The following is a 16,281-nucleotide window of genomic DNA, read 5'->3' as shown; positions in this document are numbered from 1 at the left end:
TCGGCGAGGGGCGTACCCGATCAGCGGGCCGGGCGCAGGCCCGCGGGGGGAGAGTCCGCGCGGAAGACGGGGTAGAGGTTGAAGCGCTCGTCATAGGTGGGGTGGCGCTCGTAGAAGAAGCGGTAGCGGGCGCGGGGGTCGGCCGCGAAGGCGGGGTCCTTCAGGCGCTGCTCCCAGGCGGCCTTCACGGCGGCGTCCTTCTGGATCAGCTCCCGGGCGAACGGCTCCAGCACGTACTCCTCGATGTACTCCTTCTGCTCGAAGTGCGCGTTGAAGAAGCCCCAGGCCAGCAGCGACTCCGGGCCCAGGGGCTCCAGCAGGTGGGCGAGGACCTCCACTCCGGGTTGAGCCACCGGCACGTAGAGTGTTCCGGCCGGCAGGGCGCGCGGCTCCTTCTTCCACGTGCCCTGCACGCTCAAGGGCTGGCGGTTCTCATAGGACTGCGGCCGGAGCTTCGCGTCGGTGGCGCGGAACACCTCCACCTCGGCGGAAGGGACCTCCTTCTCCAGGCGCTGGAAGCGCAGGCCGTGGGTGCGCAGCTTCTCGGCCACCCACGCGGCGTGGGCCGGGGGCACCAGGTAGCCGCCCTGGGGCAGCGGGGCGGTGTGGGCGGGACGCACTTCATCGAAGTAGGGCACCTTCCACACCTGCGGCTTCGTGTCGTCGTAGCGCACCACCCGCTGGTTGGAGATGGGGGAGGTCTCGTGGGTATAGGCGTAGCCGCGAAAGTCGATCTGCCGGCTCTTGTCGGTGCTCTCCCAGGTGAGCACCACCTCGCGCACCTTGCCGGCCTCGGCCTCCGCGTCCACCGCCTTCACGGCGGTCCGCAGGGCGGCGCCGTCCCGCGCCACCAGCCGCAGCGTGCCCTCCAGCACGTCGCGCGTGGTCTTCACCCGGTGCGCGTAGTTCTTCCACGAGTGCGTCTCCACCAGCACGCCGAAGCGGCGGTTCACCGCCCAGTAGACGTGGCTGAAGCGCGGGGGAGAGATGCCATAGCGGAAGCCCGAGGCCGGGTCGTCGTCCTGGATGAAGGAGGGGTAGAAGACGAGAGGCAGGTGACCCTGGGCCTCCAGCCCCGTGACGAGCTCCGCGCTCAGCTTCGCGCCCAGCGCGCGCAGGGACTCGGGGCCGCCCTTGTACGGCTCGAGGGAGACGGAGACATCCGGCTCGAACTTGGCGCCGTCGGTGACGTGCAGGTCCAGGTAGACGAGCGGGTCCCACGTGTGGAGCAGCTTGAGCAGGGCCACCATCTCGGGCGCGTCCGCCTTGGTGTAGTCGCGGTTGAGGTTGAGGTTTTGGGCGGTGACGCGCCAGCCCATCTCTTCGGGGCCCACCTGATTGGGGCGGTTGTTGGGGCCGAAGCGCTCGTGGCCATCCACGTTGACGACGGGGACGAAGACGACCGTCACCTGCTTGAGCACGCCGGGCAGCGCCTTGCCCGCGAGCATGTCGCGCAGCAGCCAGAAGCCGGCGTCCTTGCCGTCGATCTCCCCGGCGTGGATGCCGCCCTGGAAGAGGACGACGGAGCGGCCCTTCTTCGCGGTGGCGGCGGGGGTGAGGGTGCCGTCGGCGCTGGCGATGAAGGCCAGCAGCGGGCGGCCCTCGGGGGTGGTGCCGTACGTCTCACAGCGCACCTTGCCTGGGAAGGCCTGGGGGAAGGCGCGGCAGAGGGCCTCCACCTCGGGGTAGCGGCCGGTGCGCGTCCAGTTGCTGCGCTCGGCGGTGGTGGTGAGCGGTGCCTGCGCGAGCGCCACGGCAAGGAGGGTGGACAGGAGCATGGGGGGCTCCCAAAGCACACCGCTTCGCCGGGCTCAACCGTTACGAACGGTGAGGCTCTCGCCCACGGCGAGCACGTGCAGCTTCTCGCGCGGCCAGGCGCGCCGGGTCCACTCCGCGTCCAGGCGCTGGGGCGGCTCGTTGAGCGGCTCGTCGGTCAGCTTGAAGGTGCCCCAGTGCATGGCCATGAAGTGGCGGGCGCCCAGGTCCTCGAAGGATTGCACCGCCTCCTCCGGGTTCATGTGCTGCTTGCTCATGAACCACGCCGGGTCATACGCGCCGATGGGCAGCATGGCCGCGTCGATGCCGGGGTAGCGGCGGCCGATCTCCTTGAAGCCGTCGAAGTAGGCGGTGTCGCCGGAGTGGTAGAGGCGGGCGCTGGAGCCCTCGATGACGAAGCCGCCCCAGAGCATCTCGTTGGCGTCATTCAGCCCCCGGCGGCTCCAGTGCTGCGAGGGGACGTAGTGGACGGTGACGGGGCCCACCTTCGTGGAGCCCCACCAGTCCAGCTCGGTGCAGGGCAGCTTCGCGCCCCGGAACAGCCGCGCGTGGCCCAGGCCGGTGACGATGGGGGCGCGGACCTGCTCCAGGCTGGGCAGGTCCAGGTGGTCGTAGTGGTTGTGGGAGACGAGGCTGGCGGTGATGGGCGGCAGCTTCTCGGGAGGAACGCCCGGGGGCACGTTGCGGCGGATGACGACGTTGATGGCGTCGCGCAGCACCGGGTCAATGAGCAGGGACAGCCCATCGAGCTGCACCAGCCAGCTCGCGTGGCCGAGCCACGTCAGCCGCGCGCCCTCGCCGGGAGCGGGCGGGGTGGCCAGGGCGGCGAGGTCCGGCTCGACGGTGGGAACAGGGGCCCGGTCCGGGGACTTGCGACGACGGCCGGCCAGCTTGTCCGCCACCGCCCACTTGAAGACGGTGTTGAACGACTGGGGGATGCTGCCATCGAGGTTCTTGAAGCGCGGCGCCATGGGGGCTCTCCTCGGGCGCGGGGCCCGCTCCCCCGTTCATGCTCGCCCGGAGCCTGTCCGCGCAAGAGGGGAGATGTCGGCCGCACGCGAGGAGAGCCGCCAGACGCGGCTCCCTCCTTATATAGAGAGAAGAACTCATGCGTCCCCCGTCTGGAACCACGCGCAAGCTGCTGCTCGCCTTCGGGGCGCTGGTGGCCCTGTTCGCCGCCGCGTCCGTGTTCGCGCTCGGCCGCCTCTCGGACATTCACGAGGGCACGCATACCCTCCAGGCGGCCAGCGGCCGGGTCCGCGACGCGCTGGAGCTGGCCACCGCCGTGAGGGACCAGTACGCGCACCTGGCGCACACCATCATCCTCGGCAACGACAGCCACGCCCGCTTCCACGCGGAGTCCCGGGCCCGCGTGGAGGCGCTCACCCGCCGGCTCTGGGAGCAGGCCCGCGACGCCGAGGAGCGCGCCTGGGTGGGCGACATCCAGGAGTCGGGAGACGCGCTGGACCGGCTCTACCGTGAGACGCTGTTGCCAGCCGTGGTGGCGAAGGACCACGCCGCGGTGACGGCCGCCCACGGGCGTGCGCTGGAGCTGGTGTCCGTCATCCAGGCCCGAGCGGACGCGCTGGCGCGCAGGTTCGATGCGTCCATCGGCTCGTTCGAGGAGCACGTGGGCGCGGTGGAGCACACCAGCTTCCAGTGGACGCTGCTGCTGCTGGGCGGGGCCACGCTGTTCGCGGCGGGCGTGGGGCTCTACATCGGCAACTCGGTGGCGCGTCCGGTGGCGCGGCTGACGGAGGGGGCGGCGCGGCTGGCGCGCGGAGAGCTGGACACCCGCATCCCCGAGGACGAGCCGGGGGAGTTCGGAGGCCTGGCGGCCCAGTTCAACCGGATGACGGAGGCGCTGCGCGCGCACCAGGAGCAGCTCGTCCAGCACGAGAAGCTCGCGGGCATCGGCCGGCTGGCGGCGGGCGTGGCGCACGAGATCAACAACCCGCTGGGCGTCATCCTCGGCTACGTGCGGCTGCTGCAGCGCAAGGCGCAAGGCCCGCTCGCCGAGGACCTCAAGGTGGTGGAGGAGGAAGCGGTGCGCTGCCAGGAAATCGTGGAGGGGCTGCTGGACCTGGCGCGGCCGGGGCGGGTGGCGGTGGAGCGCGTGGCGCTGCGAGAGGTCTGTGACGAGGTGGTGGCGCGGCTCCAGGAGGCGGCGCGGCTGGGGAGCGCCCAGGTGCGGGTGGAGGGAGACGCGCCGGCGTGGATCCACCCGCAGCGGGTGCGGCAGGTGCTCTTCAACCTGGTGAAGAACGCGGCCGAGGCAGCGGGAGGCACCGGGCGGGTGGAGGTGCGAATCGAAGGCCGCGCGGATGGAGGCGCCAGCGTGGCGGTGTCGGACTCAGGGCCGGGGGTGAAGCCGGAGGACCGCCCGCGCCTCTTCGAGCCGTTCTTCACGACGAAGGCCTCGGGCACGGGGCTGGGGCTCGCGGTGAGCCAGGCGATCGCCCACGCGCACGGCGGGCGCATCGAGGCGGACACGGGGCCGCTGGGAGGCGCACGCTTCACGCTGCACCTGCCGCCGGCCGGGGAGGGCGTATGAGCGAAGCGAGCCGGCCGAGCGTCCTGGTGGTGGACGACAAGGAGAACATGCTCAAGCTGTTCTCGCGCATCCTCGGAGAGGCCTACGCGGTGACGACAGCGGGGGACGGGGAGCGGGCGCTCGCGCTGCTGGCCTCGCGCGAGTTCGACGTGGTGGTGACGGACATCCAGATGCCAGGAGCGGACGGCTTCGCGGTGCTGCGCGAGGTGAAGCGGCGCGCGCCGTCCACCGAGGTGGTGCTCGTCACCGCGTACGCCAGCATCCCCAAGGCGGTGGAGGCCATGCGTGAGGGCGCCTACGACTACCTCTCCAAGCCATTCGATCCGGACGAGGTGGCGCTGGTGGTGGCACGGGCGCTGGCCCGGAGGCGGCAGCAACAGGAGACGGAGGGGCTGAAGGAGAAGCTCGCGGCGGCGCCGGACTTCCACGGGCTGCTGGGCACCAGCGCGCCCATGCGGCAGGCGTGCGCGATGCTGGCGCAGGGCGCGGCGCGCGACTTCACGGTGTTGCTGCTGGGCGAGACAGGAACGGGCAAGGAGCTGGCGGCCCGCGCGGTACACGCCGAGAGCCCACGGCGAGCCGGTCCCTTCGTGGCGGTGAACTGCGGGGCGCTGCCAGCGGAGCTGGTGGAGAGCGAGCTGTTCGGCCACGCGAAGGGCGCCTTCACCGGAGCTACGGCGGCGCGGGTGGGGCTCTTCGAGGAGGCCAGCGGCGGCACGCTCTTCCTGGACGAGGTGGGTGAGCTGCCACTGCCGGTGCAGGTGAAGCTCAACCGCGCGCTGCAGGAGAAGGAGGTACGGCGCGTGGGCACCACCACGCCCATCAAGGTGGACGCACGCGTGGTGGCGGCCACCCACCGGGACCTCCAGGCGGAGGTGGCCGCCGGGCGCTTCCGCGAGGACCTCTACTACCGGCTCAACGTCTTCACCGTGCGCATGCCCCCGTTGCGCGAGCGGCGCGAGGACCTGCCGCTGCTGGCGCTGCACTTCCTCGCCAAGGCCGGACGTCCGCTGGAGGGCTTCACGCCCGAGGCACTGCGCGCCCTCACGAGCGCTCCGTGGCCGGGCAACGTGCGGCAATTGGAGAACGCGGTGGCGCGAGCGGTGGCGGTGGCCCAGGGCCCGCGCATTCAGCTCGAGGACCTGCCGCCGGAGCTGGGGCGCTCCGCTGGAGGCGGGGCCCTGCCGCCCGAGAGCCTGGCGAAGCTGCCCTACCGGGAGGCGGTGGACAGCGCCCGCGACGCCGTGTCCCGCGACTACCTCACGGCCCTCATGCAGGAGTTCAGCGGCAACGTCACCCACGCGGCCGATCGCGCCGGAATGGAGCGCGAGAGCCTGCACCGGCTCCTCAAGCGCTATGGGGTGCGCTCCGAGGACTTCAAACGCTCGGAATGACTGGGTTTTTGACGCGCCGCGCCTCGAAAACCGGAAAACATGAGGGGGAGAATGTGGGGGTTGGGCGCAACCCGGACCTGATCCTGGCGATAACCAGGCAGGTTCTCTCTTCTTTCAAGAAATGAGGTCTTTCCCCCATGACCACCGTTAGCGCGACGCGCACCCAGGCCACGAGCCTCTCCGCCACCAGCAGCCAGCCCACGCTCCGCAATGGCTCGAAGGGCGCGGCGGTGACGCAGCTGCAGAACCTGCTGCGCAACAAGGGCTACAACATCTCGGCCGACGGGGACTTTGGTCCGAAGACCGAGGCGGCGGTGAAGAAGTTCCAGAGCTCCAAGGGCCTGGTGGCTGACGGCGTCGTCGGGCCGAAGACGTGGGCGGCGCTCAAGGGCGGCGCGGTGTCCAACCCGGGCACCCCGGCGGGCTCCAAGCAGGTGACGGCGTACGTGCAGGGCAAGCCCTCCACCATCACCGTGGTGCCGGTGGGCAACGGCAAGTACATGCGCGCCGACGCGGCGAAGAACTTCATGGCCATGCAGAAGGCGGCCAAGGCGGCCGGCATCAACCTGACGGCCACCAGCGGCTTCCGCTCCATGGAGGAGCAGAAGGTCCTCTATCAGAAGTACCTCAACGGCACGGGCAACCTGGCGGCCAAGCCCGGCTACTCCAACCACCAGAACGGTATCTCCATGGATATCGGCGGCATCGGGGGCTACAACACCAAGGCTTACAACTGGCTGAAGAACAACGCGGCCAAGTACGGCTTCAAGAACGACGTGGCCGGTGAGCACTGGCACTGGACGTACAAGGGCGGTGGCGTGGCGTAAGCCGCTGCGCCTACATGTGAAACACCCCCCCACCTCACAGAGCACTGGAGATTCTCTACAGGTAGGGTAGGTGACGCCTCCGTAACGGGAGTGTCGCGATTGTGTCGCGGCCTCCCGCCGAGCGCGCCCAGATGCCGGGCGCAAGCAGGAGGCGGAATGCTCCAGAAGTTGATGCCGAAGTCCGACGAGTTCTTCGACGACTTCGACGCGCAGTGCGCGGTGACGGTGGAAGGCGCGAAGATGTTGCACGCGCTGCTCAGTGACTACCGGGACGTGCCCGCGCGGGTGCAGGCGCTCAAGGACATCGAGCACAAGGGCGATGAGGTGACGCACACGGCCTTCAACCGCCTGCACAAGCAGTTCATCACCCCGTTCGACCGCACGCAGATCCACTCGCTGCTCTCGCGCATCGACGACGTGTTGGACCTGACCAACGCGGCGGCGGCGCGGCTGCATTACTACGAGATTCCCTCCAGCCTGCCGGACGCCACGGAGCTGGCGCGGCTGCTGGTGCTGTGTACGGAGAAGGTCCGCGAGGTGGTGGCCGCGCTGCGGCTCATCAAGCGGCCTGATCAGATCCTCGCCGGCTGCAAGGACATCAAGAAGCTGGAGTCGCAGGCGGATGAGGCGCTGCGCTCCGGGATGGGGCGGCTCTTCAAGAGCGGCGCGGATACCCTGACCATCATCAAGTGGAAGGAGATCTACGACCTCATCGAGACGGCGACGGACAAGTGCAACGACGTGGCCAACGTCATCGAGGGCGTGGTCCTGGAGCACTCCTGAGATGCTGCTCATCTCTGTCATCACCATCGTCGCGCTCGCGCTCATCTTCGACTTCATCAACGGCTTCCACGACGCGGCCAACTCCATCGCCACGGTGGTGTCCACGCGCGTGCTGTCGCCGAACCTGGCGGTGGCCTGGGCGGCCTTCTTCAACTTCATCGCGGCGTTCGGCGGTGGGGTGAAGGTGGCCAACACCATGGGCAAGGGCATCATCGACTTCGAGATGCTGCGTGCGCAGGGCTCCACCGGCGTGCTGATGGTCATCTTCTCCGCGCTGATGGGCGCCATCGTGTGGAACCTGCTGACGTGGTGGTGGGGGCTGCCCTCCTCCTCGTCCCACGCGCTGGCCGGAGGGATGATCGGCGCCACGCTGCCAGTGCTCGGCCCCTCGGGCCTCGTCGGCTCGGGCATCGCGAAGATCGTCGCCTTCATCGTGCTCTCCCCGCTCATCGGCGTGACGCTGGGCACGATGATGATGGTGGCGAGCACGTGGATCGTCCGGCGCTCCACGCCCTTGAAGGTGGACTCCTGGTTCCGGCGGCTGCAACTGGTGTCCTCGGCCATCTTCTCCTACAGCCACGGCACCAACGACGCGCAGAAGGTGATGGGCATCATCGCCGTGGTGCTGTTCGGCACCATCTGGAAGGACCGCGAGTTCCACATCGACACGTGGATGATCCTCTCCTGCCACGCGGCGATTGCCTTGGGGACGTTCTTTGGCGGCTGGCGCATCGTCCGCACCATGGGCCACAGCCTCACGAAGCTGGCCCCCATCGGCGGCTTCTGCGCGGAGACGGGCGGCGGCGTCACCATCATCGCGCTGGCGAAGCTCGGCATCCCCGTGTCCACCACGCACACCATCACGGGCGCCATCGTCGGCGTGGGCAGCACCAAGGGCTGGCGCGCGGTGAAGTGGGGCATGGCCGGGCGCATCCTCTGGGCGTGGGTGTTCACCATCCCCGCGGCGGCGCTGGTGGCCGTGCTCGTCTACGGGCTCACCCGGCTGGTGGTAGGGCTCGTCGGGTAGGTGGAGGGACTGTCGAAAGAGGCGTGGGAGGAGCGGCTGTGCTCCTACTCGCGCAGTGCGCACGCGATGCGGCGCACCTCCGTCGTCGAGGAGATGCCCGCGCTCTACCAGGAGCAGTACAGCGTCGGGCGCGGCTTCATGCAGGGCTGGTTGGCGCGGTATGGCCCGCGGATGCTGGCCGAGCGCACGGCCCTGCTGGAGCGGGCGGGAGCGGTCTCCCCCAGTCCCATGGTCGTGATCCACGGCGATGTGCTGCTGGCCTCGGTGGTGCTCGACCTAGCCGGGCCGCACGCTGCGACGGGGGAGCAGCGGCTCGTCGCGCTCCTGGACCAGGAGTACGAGTGGTTCCTGCGCACCTATCCCGAGCCGCGAGAGTTCGACTACCACGTGTCGAGCTGGTCTCGCTTCGAGCCCGCGAGCGAGGCGCTGCTCGCCAAGGCGCGGGAGCGGGGGCATGTGCTCCAAGCAGAGCGCAAGTACTTCAACCACCTGACGGGCACGCTCTGGGGACCTCGCCGCGGGCTGGAGGCGGAGAACCTCTGGGGCTGGGACGGCGTGAAACTAGAACTCGTGGAAGAGGCACTCACGCACGTACGCTTCTGACCTGAGCACCCTCGGGGAGGAAGAGGAACGTGGCCAATGACCTGAAGGCACTGCAGGAGGCCCGCGACACGCTGCTCGCGTGGGAACCGAGCTACGAGACGTGGGAGCGGCTTGCCCGGGTCATCAACGATGCCTGGGCGCTCGCTCCCGAGACGCTGGCCTCGGAGTGGGTGCCCCTGCTCGAGGAGCGCCTGGGGAACTGGCCGCCAGGGCTGAGGAACGCGCCTGGCGCCTGGCTGGAAGGGGAGGGCGTGGGTCGGGCCCCGCTGCTGGCGACGGCAGACACCTTCGATGCGGCCAGGCAGCTCAAGCCCGCGGCGCGGCGGCAGTTCGTGGATCGGCTGGTCGCGCACGTGCCCGGGGCCGCGAGCAAGGTGCTCACCTACTTCGTCCGCGTCGAGGACCGGACGATGATGAAGCAGCTGGTCGACTTCGGCGCGCTCTCGGTGCCAGCGATCATCTCGGCGCTGCGTGAGCCGGATGGGACGGAGAAGCGCTACGAGTCGATGGCCGAGTTCGCGAAGCAACTCGGGTCCGTGGCCCGAGAGGCGGCCGACGCGCTGGCGGACCGCGCCGTGGAGATGAGGGCGCGGCGTCCTTCGCAGAAGACCACGCCGGCGCTTCAGCGGCTGGTCGAGGCGCTCCTGGGGTGTGACGCGCCCGTGGAGCCGGTGAGCCGGGCGCTGACGCCGCTGCTCGACTACCCCAACGGGGCGTTGCGGAAGCTGGCGCGAAAGGAGCTCGAAGCGCGAGGGCTGTCAGCGCCCCAGTCTGTCTGGGAGCAGTGCTCCGTGGGCTGGCCGGTCATCGCCGAGCTCCAGCGGCTCGGGTGTCAGTTCAATCCTCGCGTGTACCGGCCGGAGCGCATGCAGTCGCCCGCCGGCGAAGTCGAGGTGCCACTGCCCTTCCGGTACTTGTTCGCCGTGGAGTGGCCGCGCGGCCGCCTTCGGGGCAACGAATGGATGTTCGGGAGCGACGCCCACAGCGAGATCTCGGTCGACTTCGGCCCGCCGCACTTCCTGGACATGGAGGCGTACGAGAAGCGTCCGTATGTGGAGATGGCCACCGATGGCTGCGGGGGCTACTACTACCACATCAGCCTGCTCGACCTGCCCGCGCAGCTGGGGGATGAGGGACTCGCCAACATTCCGGTCTATCGGCTCGAGCGCGGGGGAAGGTGGCATCATCCCCGCGGCCCAGCCATGACGACGCTGCAGACGTTCCTGTCGAACCTCAGCAGGCCTTGAGGCAGCGCGGCCCTGGGCCGTGTCGAGTCCCCAGCAGCCCGGGGCGCATGTGCCTCGACGCACGGCGTGGCTTGCGGTAATCGCGCGCCCATGGTCGAGAACGCTCAGCCTTCAGTCCTCGCCGACCGCCCGACGGTCGGCCGCTCGCTCACCTTTCGCATCGCGCCGGAGACGGATGTGCTCGGCGCGCTCCGCCGCCTTCGTGACGGCGTCTCGCTGGACTGCGGCGTCATCGGCATCGGCGAGCCGGTGGCGCTCGCGCTCGGCAAGAAGATCCCCGGGCTGCGCACGTTTCCGGCCATGTCCGGTCCTGCCTGCAGCGTTCCGTCGACGCAGGACGCGCTCTGCTTCCTGCTGCGCGGCCCTGATCGTGGCGTGGTGTTCGACCTCACCCAGCACATTCGCGAGCTCGTCGCCGACGCGTTCCTGCTCGCCGATTCGAACGACATGTTCACCTACCGCGAGGGTCGCGACCTGACGCGCTTCGAGGACGGGACGGAGAACCCCCAGGGAGAACTGGCGGTGAAGTCGGCGCTCGTGTCCGGAGGCGAGCACCTGCGTGGCTCGAGCTTCCTCGTCGTGCAGCGATGGGTGCATGACCTCGTGCGCTTCCGTCAGTTCACCCAGGATCGCCGCGAGATGCTGATCGGCCGGCGTGCCGACTCGAATGATGAGATCGAAGAAGCGCCGGAGTCCGCTCACGTGAAGCGCACGGCGCAGGAGAGCTTCGAGCCACCGGCCTTCATGCTCCGCCGTTCCATGCCGTGGGCGACCGCGACGCAGGAGGGGCTCGAGTTCATCGCCCAGGTCGAGTCGTTCGACCGGTTCGAGATCATGATGCGCCGGATGGCGGGGCTGGAGGACGGGGTCGTGGACGGACTCTTCATGTTCTCGCGGCCCGTGAGCGGCGGCTACTACTGGTGCCCGCCGGTCGCGGCCGGCCGCCTCGACCTGGCGCTCCTCGGCGTTGGATGAGATGACGCGAGCCTGATGTAGGTTCAGGTCCGCAAGGTTTTTGGCACCCCTTCCGGGAAGATCCTCCGGAGGCTCCGTTCACCTGGGTACGAGGCCCGGCTTCCGGGCCCTGTGCCGCGTCGCTCGCGACGCTGTGAGGGGAGTCAAACGATGCTGTCCAAAGTCATCACCATCCTTCCAGGAGTGCTCTGCGCCATGCTCCTGTCCGCCACCGAGGCGGCGGCGCAGTGCGAGGCACCCACCTGCACCAAGCTGATCAACAACGGGCCGGACTCAGGGAAGAAGGTCGTCGTCGTCATGGGCGACGGCTACACGGCCGCTGAGCAGGCCGCCTACAACACGCAGGTCAACGACCTGGTGGCCAACGGCGTCTTCGGCAACGACTTCTTCCGAGAGCAGCACAACGCCTTCAACGTCTACCGCCTCAACCTGAACTCGACGGACTCGGGCGTCAGCCAGATCGAATACGACGAGAACGGCACCAGCAGCGACCCGGATGATGACACCGTCATCAGCCAGACGAGCCGGAACACGGCGCTGCGCTACATCTACTCTGGCTCCTGGGCGCACTGCTGGCTGCAGCACTCCTCGCTCTTCGGCGTGAACCTGACGGAGAACCTGAAGAACACCGCGCTGAGCGACAACGGCCTGTCCCACGCGGACTACATCATCGTCCTGCTCAACGAGCCGGGCTTTGGCGGCTGCAACCGGGGCCCTCGCGACATCGTCCAGACGCGCTCCTCTTCCTGGCAGGTGGTCGCTCACGAGGCGGGCCACGGCATTGGCGGGCTGAGGGACGAGTACTCGGCCTCCGGCAAGGGCGCGTACACGGGCGCGGCGATCAACACCCGCAACTGCTCGACCGTCCTGAACCGCAGCACCGTGCTGTGGAACCGCTTCATCAGCCCCACCACGTCGATCCCCACCACGCTCCTGTCCGGCATGGACAGCAACCGCACCGTGGGCATGTTCAACGGGTGTGGGACCTATGAGTCGGGCCTCTACCGCCCCGTGAACAACTGCCGGATGAAGGGCAACACCCCCAACTACTGCCCCGTGTGCCAGACGCTCATGCGCCAGTCGCTCTATCCCCAGCTCGACCATGACTTCAGCAAGAGCTTCCCGGGTGACTTCGACGGGGACGGGCGGACTGACGTGCTCATCCAGAACGGGAACGACCTGGCCATCTACCGCTCGCAGGGCAGCCCGCTCCAGCTGGACCGGGTCTGGACCGCGAACAACCTGGTGCCCTCGGCGCCGAGCAGCACCTACTTCTGGACGCTGGCGGCCGGCGACAAGCTCTTCGTGGCGGACTTCAACGGTGACGGCCGGGACGACGTCTACGTGCTCAACACCACGAGCTGGGGCACCCGCTACCTGGGCCTGCTGCGCTCGAACGGCACGGGCCTGGAGACCGTCATCCACTACGCCGGCACCCTGCCGGGCTACGGCTCCATCGGCGCGGCGGATCAGCTCTTCGTGGCCGACTTCGACGGTGACGCCAAGGATGACCTCTACCTGTTCACGGGTACCAGCTGGAGCATCCGGTACATGGGCATGCTCAAGTCGAGCGGCACCGCGCTCTCCACGGTGGAGCGCTACGACACCAGCATCCCGGGCTGGAGCATGGGCCCCCATGACAAGTTCTACGTGGCCGACTTCGACGGCGACAACAAGTCGGACCTCTACGTCTTCAACGGCGTGGACTGGAGCTACAAGTACCTGGGGATGATCCGCACCACGGGCACGACCCTGTCGGACATCAAGCTCTACACGACGACGCTCGCCTCGGGCTGGAACATGGGCGCCAACGACCAGCACTTCGTGGGCGACATCGACGGCGACAACAAGGACGACCTCTACGTCTTCAACGGCGCGGACTGGGGGGTGGCCTACCTGGAGCTGACGAAGTCCACGGGCACGGCCCTGAACTACGTGAAGCGCTACGACGACGACGCGGGCACGGACTGGGCCACCAACATCCCGGGCTGGACGATGAAGACGGGCGACAAGTTCACCGTCGCGGATGCGAACAAGGACGGCAAGGCGGACCTCTTCGTCCTCAACGTCACCGACTGGACCCCGAAGTACCTGGGCACGCTGATGTCGTCGTCCACCGCGCTGAGCGGCAGCTGGTCGTCGGACTTTATCAACGGCGCCGCCTCGGATTGGGGCCTTGGGACAGCCGACCAGATCCAGGCCGTCAACTACGAGGGGGGCGCTGGCAAGGCGGACATCTTCATCCGCAACGCGGAGTGGTTCGGCATGGTTCGGCGCTCGTCGAGCGGCTTCGTCCTGGACCGCGGCTACTACCACTGGATCTACAGCCCGCTGCACGACTCGAAGCCGTGGTCGGACACCCTGCCGTGAGCCGCCACCGCACGACACGCACTGAAGCTTCCATGAACTTTGAAAGGTTTGAATCCATGTCTCTCGAGATCCGCAGGTCGTTGTTCAAGAAAGCAGGGCTTCCCGTGGTGCTGGCGATGCTGAGCGCGCCGGTGGCCTTCGCCCACACCCCGGAGATGCCCCGGGGCCAGGGTGTTCACACGCAGGGGCAGCCGCAGCCCTCCCCCCGGAGCGAGGCTCGCGCGGGCACCATGCCCGGGGCGAACCTCCAGCCCGGCACGGTGAAGCTCCAGGCCCAGCCGATGTTGGTGGGCGGGAAGGTGCGGACGATGGAGGAGGCCCTCAAGAGCCCGGGGCAGGTCGCGGGCGAGCTGCCTCCCCGACGACAGGTGCAGGCGTCGCTGGCGCGCGGTGGGACGCAGCAGGACCCGGTCCGGCAGGCACCGGCCAGCGGCTCACACCTGCGGGTGGTGCTGCGGGTGACGGCCGATGGCGAGTCCGAGGTGGTGAGCGCCACCGAGCTGCCGGGAGAGGCGAAGCTCTCCGAGGAGCCGAAGGGTGACCTGGTGTACGAGGTGAGCGACGGCACCCAGACCCTGGCGGTGGAGGCGCTGCCGGAGCTCTTCGAGGCCCACAGCTTCGGAGGGCCGGAGGATGACCTTCGGGGTCACGCCTTCCATGTGCAGAAGGAGGCCACGATCGTGGTGACCGTTCCGCAGCGCAACCTGCGGAGCAACCTGGAGCGGCTGAACGTGCGCCTGTACCGCATCACCTCGGGCCCCGCGACCGAGGAGATCAACCCGGCCACGCTCGAGAAGCTCAAGGCAGGGCGCCACCTCCAGCCGCTGGTGGAGAGCCGGGGTGGGGCGTTCGGCCGGCAGATCCAGGAGCGGAGCTTCAAGGTCCGCGAGTAACTCGAAGCGGTTGGCCGCGGCCCGTTCACCCGGGCCGCGGCTTTTGAGTGCCGCGACTGACGCGGGCGGCGGCACGGAGCTTCATCCACGGTAGGGTAGGGCGAGCGGGCGGAGTATGGAGAGACCCGTTTCGCATTCCCCCAGCCTGGAGTCACCTTGAAGCTCTTCCATCAGAAGCTCTCTCGAATGGTGTGTGCGGTATCGCTGTTCGCGCTCGTGGGGTGTGGCTCCCTGGAGCAGGACGGGAGCCCCGTCGAGGTCCGCGCCACGCAACAAGCCCTGTCCACGGTGACGTACCGGAGCAGCTCCACGGCGACGGCGGCGGTGAGTGGCAACGCCTCGCTGGCCATCACGCAGCCCGCCGGCACGACGGCGGGAGACGTGCTCCTGGCGCGCATCATCAACCGTAACAACGCGACCGCGGTGGCGACACCGCCCACGGGCTGGACGCTGCTGCGCTCGGACCAGAGCGCCTCGCAGATCAAGGCGTGGGTCTTCTACAAGGTCGCGACCGCGTCCGAGCCTGGCAGCTACACGTTCACGCTCGATTTCGCCAGCAACCTGGCCGGCAGCATCTCGGCCTTCTCCGGCGCGGACCCGACCAACCCCATCGACACGCACAGCGGCCAGAAGAACGGCAATGTCGCCAGCTTCGACACGCCCGCCCTCACCACGAGCACGGCCAACGGCGTCGCGGTGTGGTTCGGCTCGCAGGTCTGGGCCGGCACGGCCTGCCCGGTGAGCCCCATCGTCCCGCCCACAGGCTTCACCGAGCCGCTCGACACCTGCCTCGTGTCCCAGAATACCGGCCTGCTCTTCGATGTGGCCTACAAGGAACTGGGCGCCGCGGGTGCCCAGGCCGCATTCAACGGCAGCTCACCCTACCCGAACACGAACATCGCCCAGGTCGTCGCGCTCCGAGCGGCGAACGCGTCCTCCTCCTGCTCCGTGGGCGACACGTTCGCCACCACGTACACCACCCAGGGCACCGTGACGTCCACGGCCATCGTAGAGCCCTCGGGCCTCGCGACCAGCCGCCTCACCCCCGGCGCCCTCTACGTACACAACGAGGACACCACCGCCATCGTCGCCATCAGCACCACCGATGCGAGCACCCTGGGCACCTTCAACGTGTCCAATGTGACGCCCGCGGACTGGGAGGACGTCGCCACCGGGCCGTGTCCCTCGGGCCAGTGCATCTACATGGGGGACATCGGCCGCTCGAGCGCCAACTTCCCCACGCCGCCGTCCACCTTCGCCGTCTATCGCATCCCAGAGCCCAACATCGGCGCGGGCCAGACGAGCGGCAACCTCACGGCCGAGGCCTTCCCGTTCCAGTACCCGGACACGCCCAAGGACGCGGAGACCATCATGGTCCACCCCAACACGGGCGACATCTACATCATCACCAAGTCCTACTCGGGCGCGAGCAAGGTCTACAAGTTCCCGCAGCCGCTGCCGACGCCGGGCACCCTGTCCACGCTCGTCTTCGTGTCCAACCTGCAACTGCCCACCACCACGGACACCAACTACGGCGCGGCCACCTCGGGCAACATCCACCCGTGTGCCAACCGCTTCCTGCTGCGCACCTACCGCAAGGTGTATGAGTTCCGCGCTGCCTCGGGCGCGGCTTTCGAGACCGCCTTCGCCGCCACTCCCGTATCCCTGACGGACACCGTGGAAGGCCAGGGCGAAGCCATTGAGTACGACTCCACCGGCACGAGCTATTACACGATGAGCGAGGCCCCCTCGCCCTTCAGGCTCAAGCGCGTCGTCCGCCAGTAAATCCGGGTGCGCAGGCGGTCCCGCACGTAGCTGACATTCTTGTCATC

13 protein-coding genes are annotated in these 16,281 nt (G+C 68.7%); 11 read left to right on the top strand and 2 right to left on the bottom strand.

All coding sequences use genetic code 11. The annotated features are described in order from the left end of the window. Window positions 1–20: 20 nt before the first annotated feature. The gene (locus SYV04_RS40545; protein ID WP_321551459.1) at window positions 21–1,778 is read right to left on the bottom strand and encodes a M14 family zinc carboxypeptidase; all 1,758 of its coding nucleotides are present in this window, start codon (window positions 1,776–1,778) and stop codon (window positions 21–23) included. 33 nt (window positions 1,779–1,811) lie between these two features. Next, window positions 1,812–2,747, bottom strand: a complete 936-nt coding sequence (locus SYV04_RS40540) for an MBL fold metallo-hydrolase (RefSeq protein ID WP_321551458.1) — start codon at window positions 2,745–2,747, stop codon at window positions 1,812–1,814. A gap of 137 nt (window positions 2,748–2,884) precedes the next feature. On the opposite strand from SYV04_RS40540, the gene SYV04_RS40535 reads away from it, so the two are divergent. The 11 genes from SYV04_RS40535 (at window position 2,885) to SYV04_RS40485 (ending at window position 16,234) form a co-directional block, all read left to right on the top strand. After that, complete coding sequence (locus tag SYV04_RS40535) at window positions 2,885–4,330, top strand: sensor histidine kinase (RefSeq protein WP_321551457.1); 1,446 nt, start codon at window positions 2,885–2,887, stop codon at window positions 4,328–4,330. Further along, window positions 4,327–5,724: a sigma-54-dependent transcriptional regulator gene (locus SYV04_RS40530; RefSeq protein ID WP_321551456.1), complete on the top strand. Its 1,398-nt coding sequence runs from the start codon at window positions 4,327–4,329 to the stop codon at window positions 5,722–5,724. Before SYV04_RS40535 ends, SYV04_RS40530 begins: the two co-directional genes overlap by 4 nt. 137 nt (window positions 5,725–5,861) lie before the next feature. Next, window positions 5,862–6,551 carry a M15 family metallopeptidase gene (locus SYV04_RS40525; protein WP_321551455.1) on the top strand — a complete coding sequence of 230 codons (690 nt, stop codon included), beginning with the start codon at window positions 5,862–5,864 and terminating at the stop codon, window positions 6,549–6,551. 156 nt (window positions 6,552–6,707) lie between these two features. Beyond that, on the top strand, window positions 6,708–7,334 hold the full coding sequence (locus tag SYV04_RS40520; protein WP_321551454.1) for a DUF47 domain-containing protein: 627 nt from the start codon (window positions 6,708–6,710) through the stop codon (window positions 7,332–7,334). Between the two features lies 1 nt (window position 7,335). Beyond that, on the top strand, window positions 7,336–8,361 hold the full coding sequence (locus tag SYV04_RS40515) for an inorganic phosphate transporter (protein ID WP_321551453.1): 1,026 nt from the start codon (window positions 7,336–7,338) through the stop codon (window positions 8,359–8,361). Next, window positions 8,362–8,964: a hypothetical protein gene (locus SYV04_RS40510; RefSeq protein ID WP_321551452.1), complete on the top strand. Its 603-nt coding sequence runs from the start codon at window positions 8,362–8,364 to the stop codon at window positions 8,962–8,964. Between the two features lie 29 nt (window positions 8,965–8,993). After that, window positions 8,994–10,211, top strand: coding sequence for a hypothetical protein (locus tag SYV04_RS40505; protein ID WP_321551451.1), 1,218 nt, complete (start codon window positions 8,994–8,996; stop codon window positions 10,209–10,211). Window positions 10,212–10,301: 90 nt separating this feature from the next. Then, window positions 10,302–11,186: a Dyp-type peroxidase gene (locus SYV04_RS40500; protein WP_321551450.1), complete on the top strand. Its 885-nt coding sequence runs from the start codon at window positions 10,302–10,304 to the stop codon at window positions 11,184–11,186. 150 nt (window positions 11,187–11,336) lie between these two features. Further along, a complete protein-coding gene (locus tag SYV04_RS40495) occupies window positions 11,337–13,556 on the top strand; it encodes a M64 family metallopeptidase (RefSeq protein WP_321551449.1) in 2,220 nt (739 codons plus the stop codon). Between the two features lie 56 nt (window positions 13,557–13,612). Then, on the top strand, window positions 13,613–14,449 hold the full coding sequence (locus SYV04_RS40490; protein ID WP_321551448.1) for a hypothetical protein: 837 nt from the start codon (window positions 13,613–13,615) through the stop codon (window positions 14,447–14,449). A 156-nt stretch (window positions 14,450–14,605) separates the two neighbouring features. Next, a complete protein-coding gene (locus SYV04_RS40485; protein ID WP_321551447.1) occupies window positions 14,606–16,234 on the top strand; it encodes a cell wall anchor protein in 1,629 nt (542 codons plus the stop codon). The last annotated feature ends 47 nt before the right edge of the window (window positions 16,235–16,281 follow it).

Source organism: Hyalangium ruber, assembly GCF_034259325.1.
Classification (GTDB): domain Bacteria; phylum Myxococcota; class Myxococcia; order Myxococcales; family Myxococcaceae; genus Hyalangium_A; species Hyalangium_A rubrum.
Note: the sequence above shows the minus strand (reverse complement) of the source record. Positions and strands in the feature narration are given on the sequence as shown.